The following is a 4,966-nucleotide window of genomic DNA, read 5'->3' as shown; positions in this document are numbered from 1 at the left end:
ACTGATCATTGTCCTGCCGCATATAGCCAGTGGCTTTGTTGGATATTCGGGAGAAAAGCCCTCCTTTGTAAACGCTGCTGTTATCCATTCCCAGGGGCTCAAAAATCCGGTTCTCCACAAATTTCCTGTAACCGGTACCTGAGACCTTTTCCACATAAGCAGCCATCAGCGCATTATTGACTGCATTGGAATTGGTCTTCTCACCGGGTTGGTATCGCAGTTCTTTGTGCTGATTTAAAAATTTTTTTATGTCATTAAAATCCTTTATATCCCAGTAAAATTTGCGATAAGACAGGTTGGGCAGTCCGGAGCTTTGTTCCAACAGATCATTCAGGGTTACGGCACTGCAATAACCGGGCAGGCCCTCCCATACGTCGGTGATCTTTTGATCCAGGCTGGCTTTGCCTTCATCATCGAGCATCATAACAGCCATGGCGGTAAACTGGCCGGTAAGCGAGGCCAGTTGGTAATTGGTTTCCTTTGTAGCCGCTTCCCGGTCTTCGAGATTGGCGTAGCCATAACTTTTAGATATCTGAACTTCCCCGTTTTTAAGGATCATCACACTGACGCCCGGGGAATTTTCACTGTAATAATCCTGTAATATGGAATCGACTTTAGATACAGTATTATCCTGCGAGAAAGCCGGAACTGCAGCTAAATTAAGAATTAAAAAACCAAACAGCGCTACTTTCTTAAACATGGGCTTAATATTAATTTGATCAATCAATAAAAAATATTTGAAACAGAACACAGATGACACGGATTTTACTAATTTACACTGATTATTATCTGTGATCATCCGTTTAATCTGTGTCATCTGTGTTCATTAATTATCTTTTTTAAGTTTAGTTTTCCCTTGGATGATTTTTACAATAGGTCTCGATCATCTTTTGGGCCGGTTCATGCCCTAAATCCAGGGCTTGATATAAATCCCGGCAGCCTTTCCCGAAATTGTTCAGGGCCACCTGGGATATGCCCCTGTTATAATAGGCCATGGCATAGGTGCTGTCAAGCTTAATGGCATGGGAATAATCGGAAATGGCCGCTTCATGATTGTTTTGAACCCCTTTGGAAACACCGCGGTAATAATAAGCCTGCCGGTAGGTGGAATCCAGTGAAATGGCCCGGCTATAATGCTCTATGGCGTTGTTGTGCTCCTTCATATTGGCAAAGGTCATGCCCAGCAGAAAATACGCTTTCTCATAGTCTTCTTTCAGTTCTGTGGTCTTTTGAAGCGTCTGCCTGGCATTCCTGAAATCACCCAGGTGCATCTCGGCCAGCCCCAGGTTGAACCTGACCTTGGCATCCTGTGGGTCCTGTTCGGCTACCCGTGCGAAATCCTTCATGGCTTTGTCGTATTCGTTGAGCTCGGAATAGGAATGGCCGCGATAGTAGCGTGCATCCCGGTGGTTTGCATCATATTCAAGTACCCTGGAAAAATCGGGCACTGCCTCTTTATATTCATTCAACAGAAAGTGCAGATATCCCCGCTGGTAGTACAACTTTTGACTTCCCCCGGTAAGCTCTATGATCTTGCCATAATCCCGTATGGCTTGTTTATAATCCTTTACATCCGACAAGGCCTTAGCCCTTTGCTGATAGACATCCAGATTGTCCATTCCCAGGTTGAGTGCCCGCGAATAATCGTCCACGGCTTTCTGTTCCTCCCCGATCTCACGATAACAGGCTCCCCTGTTGAAATAAGCATCGGTATGGGAGCTGTCCAGCTCAATGGCGCCTGAATAATCTTCTATGGCCCCGCGGTAATCCTTTTTATTCATGCGGGCCACACCCCGCTGAAAAAAGGCTTCCTCCATTTCGGGCTCCAGTTCAATGGCCCGGGTAAAATCTTTTATGGCGCTCGCTGTCTCCTCCATTGATGCGTAAGTCATGCCCCTGTGATAATAAGTACGGGCATGTGCAGAATCAAGGGCAATGGCCTGCGTATAATTTTCAACGGCCTCCTCATATTTTTCCAGGGAGTCCAAAGCCAAAGCCTTGCCCTGAAAATATTGTGCTTTGCTGTCGTCAAACCAGATCGCCCGGTCGTATTTCTCAACGGCTTGCCGGAACCGCGAGGAATCCTGCAGTTCAACGGCCCGGTCGTAGGTCATTCGGCCAAACCTGGGCTTGAAAAGAAAAAACAAAACAATCAGAACTGCCAGGATGATGAGTGGGAAGAGCCATTTTTTCGTCATATAGTTTATTTTGTTGTTTAAGTTATCCGATAGCTATCGGATTGGTTGATTGGTTGATTGGTTGGTTGATTGATTTTCTATCAAACCTTTTTCCTTCACCTCTTTAATCTCTAAACCACCTTAACGCAGATTTAGCTGCAAACAAATTTTTCAAAACCTGATGATAGGTCTCGTTCTCAAAAATAAACAATTTAACTTTTTTTTGAACCACATAAGGCACATAGGAAAGATAGGATTTCACATAGATTTATCATTCAACAAAACTTTGCTAATAAAACAAAATTTTTAGAAGTGATAGCATAATTCGGACGCCATTTAGCTGGATTTTCCATATCAACCGATCGAGGTTCTAGCCTGCAACCGGCTAAGCGGTTTAGAACCGCTAAGCCGATTCTAAGCCTGGTTCAAAACTTCAAATATAGCAATTCCTTATAAACATTCATGCAAGTGGCTCTCTAAAAAATAAATTTTTATAGTGATGGGATAAATCAGAACCTTCTCTGAAAGCGGGTTCTTCTGTTTGAATCGCCAAATCTTATACCCACCATGATCTCATGCGAGCCGTAGGTCAGTCTCTGAATCTCCCTCAGAGAATAGTCATAGGCATATCCAAAGTAGATGTTATCAACTTTAACGCCCACCTTGGAGATTAAAGCGCTGCCTGTCCGGTATGACAAGCCCATCCAGTAATCTCCCTGATAGTAGGCTTTCATACTGATATCTGCCTGCAGATTCTTCCGCTCTGTAGTTTTGAACAGCAGGGAAGGTTCCAGTGTAATGTCTCCGTCCAGCTCGTACTGGTAGCTGGTCATCAGATAATAATGACGAAGCAGTTGATAGCTGCTGTACGACTGATCGGATCCGAATTTCAAAACCGACTGGAATAGGTTCATCCCGGACACACCGATATGAAAATTATTGTTCATATAGTAAATACCGGCGGTGGCGTCGGGTACGAACATGCTGTTCTCCCTGCCGTGGACCAGCGGATCGGGTACGCCCAGATCATCATCGGGCAGTTTGATGTTCTCATCATCGAGCTTAAATTGATAGACGGTTCCGGAAACGCCAAAAGAAAGCTGCTGCCGGTCACTCACAGGTATGTGATAGGCATAGGTTCCCTGGATACCGGTACGGTTGATGATCCCGTTGCGGTCATTAAAAAGGTATCCGCCCATGCCAACCCGGCCGCTGGTCCTTCTTCTGCTCATGCCTCTGTCGACCAATCCCAGCTTGGCCAATAAATTGTTTTGCAATACACGGGTTTGCGCACAGATGGCCTGTGTAGAGGGTGTCTTGGCATTGCCAAACCCCATCCATTGCTGACGCGCCGTAAGGTTATACGAGGTATAGCCCTGACTACCCGCATAGGCCGGATTAAGCAGATACTTGTTCATCGTGTACTGACTGTACAAAGGGATCTGCTGGGCCTTCACAACAGCCGGAAGCACACTTAAAACCAAAATTACCAATACAATAACCCGTTTCATTTTCCCATGTGTCATTTCAAAACCTGCTTTAAATTCTACCTGATGATAGATACCGTACCTTCAATCGGTTCTTCTCCGTTGCCCAGTTTGATGATGTAATAGTAGGAATCCATGGGCAGTTTTTTGCCGTTTTGACCGGTACCATCCCAGTAATCTGCCTCATTGTAACCTTTGGAGTGATAAATCCGGTTGCCCCATCTGTCGTAAATCTCAACCACACAATTCGGATAAAGGGACAGGCCGGGTATTTTCCACTCGTCATTGACCTGGTCGTCGTTCGGGGTAAAGGCATTGGGGATCTCCAGATTACCTATGACTGTCACGGCAATGGAATCGGTGCTTGTACATCCGTATTCGTTGGACACTGTAACCCAGTATCTTTCCGTTTCTGTTTTGGCGGTAGCACGGGCCACATCGGTATCCTCCACATCTATGGAAGCCATCATATCACCGGTATTCCATTCGTAGGAGCTCCACATGCCGGCATCCAGACTTATATAATCCACAGCACCTGCTATAAAGGTTACACTGTCTTCAAATATCTGCACATCATCCATATATGGCGTGTTTACCTCAATGTTCACATCGGGATTGTCATGCACGGTAAGGTTCACCTTATCACGGTTTACGCAGCCGTGTTGATCCTTCACCTTCACCCAATAGGTGCCGGCAGAGTCGGCCGTGTAATAGGATTGGGTGCTGCCGTCCTGCCACTCATAACTCTTGAATTCCGAACCCGGTGAAAACTCAACGGACTCCCCTTCACAGATCTCTTCATCCATGCCCAGGTCGGCAAAGGTATTGCGGATGTCCACAACATATTCCTTCGTCCCCCCTTCGCAGCCACCTTCTGGTCCCATGACACTTATTTCGGTTACACTGATCCGGCCTTCCGCTGCATTGTCGTCCCATTTTACTTCAATTTTGTTTCCGTAATCGTGGATTTTTTCCCCTCCTTCCACTTCCCACCGGAAGATACTATTAAAGGAGTAATCCGAAGATACGGCATACATCCCGCGTTCATCCCCGCAAACAATAGTATCCTGGGAGGAAGCACTGCCCGGAAGCAGCATTCCCAGAATCAACAAAAGGACGATATGTAAGCTTATTCTCAAGATCAAATTCAAAAAATATAAAAACAGCAGATTACAATTCACTCTTCGTTTGAATTTGCATCATCTGTCAGGTCAATCTGTATGTAATAAGCAACTGAAGGAAAAGCTTTGTCCCGATCAGAGCGGGACAAAGCCAAATGTTATCTGAATTATTGATCAAAGT

General features: G+C 45.5%; 4 protein-coding genes. All 4 read right to left on the bottom strand.

Annotation, left to right across the window (positions count from 1 at the left end; genetic code table 11):
* The coding region (locus tag KGY70_16825; GenBank protein MBS3776864.1) for a beta-lactamase family protein at positions 1-700 on the bottom strand (700 nt) is incomplete at its 3' end.
* A gap of 145 nt (positions 701-845) precedes the next feature.
* Entirely contained in the window at positions 846-2,198 is a 1,353-nt protein-coding gene (locus KGY70_16820; protein MBS3776863.1) for a tetratricopeptide repeat protein, read from the bottom strand.
* 488 nt (positions 2,199-2,686) lie between these two features.
* Positions 2,687-3,703 (bottom strand): type IX secretion system membrane protein PorP/SprF, encoded by a 1,017-nt coding sequence (locus KGY70_16815; GenBank protein ID MBS3776862.1) that lies wholly within the window; start codon positions 3,701-3,703, stop codon positions 2,687-2,689.
* 20 nt (positions 3,704-3,723) lie between these two features.
* On the bottom strand, positions 3,724-4,803 hold the full coding sequence (locus KGY70_16810) for a gliding motility-associated C-terminal domain-containing protein (protein ID MBS3776861.1): 1,080 nt from the start codon (positions 4,801-4,803) through the stop codon (positions 3,724-3,726).
* Positions 4,804-4,966 lie beyond the last annotated feature (163 nt).

It is taken from the genome of Bacteroidales bacterium, assembly GCA_018334875.1.
Lineage (GTDB): Bacteria > Bacteroidota > Bacteroidia > Bacteroidales > UBA12077 > JAGXLC01.
This window is presented reverse-complemented; position numbering and strand designations above follow the sequence as displayed.

What these genes read in the sequence shown, in the direction of transcription:
- KGY70_16820 (MBS3776863.1), bottom strand. Translation starts at nt 2,198, where the DNA reads ATGACGAAAAAATGGCTCTTCCCACTCATCATCCTGGCAGTTCTGATT.
- KGY70_16815 (MBS3776862.1), bottom strand. Translation starts at nt 3,703, where the DNA reads ATGACACATGGGAAAATGAAACGGGTTATTGTATTGGTAATTTTGGTT.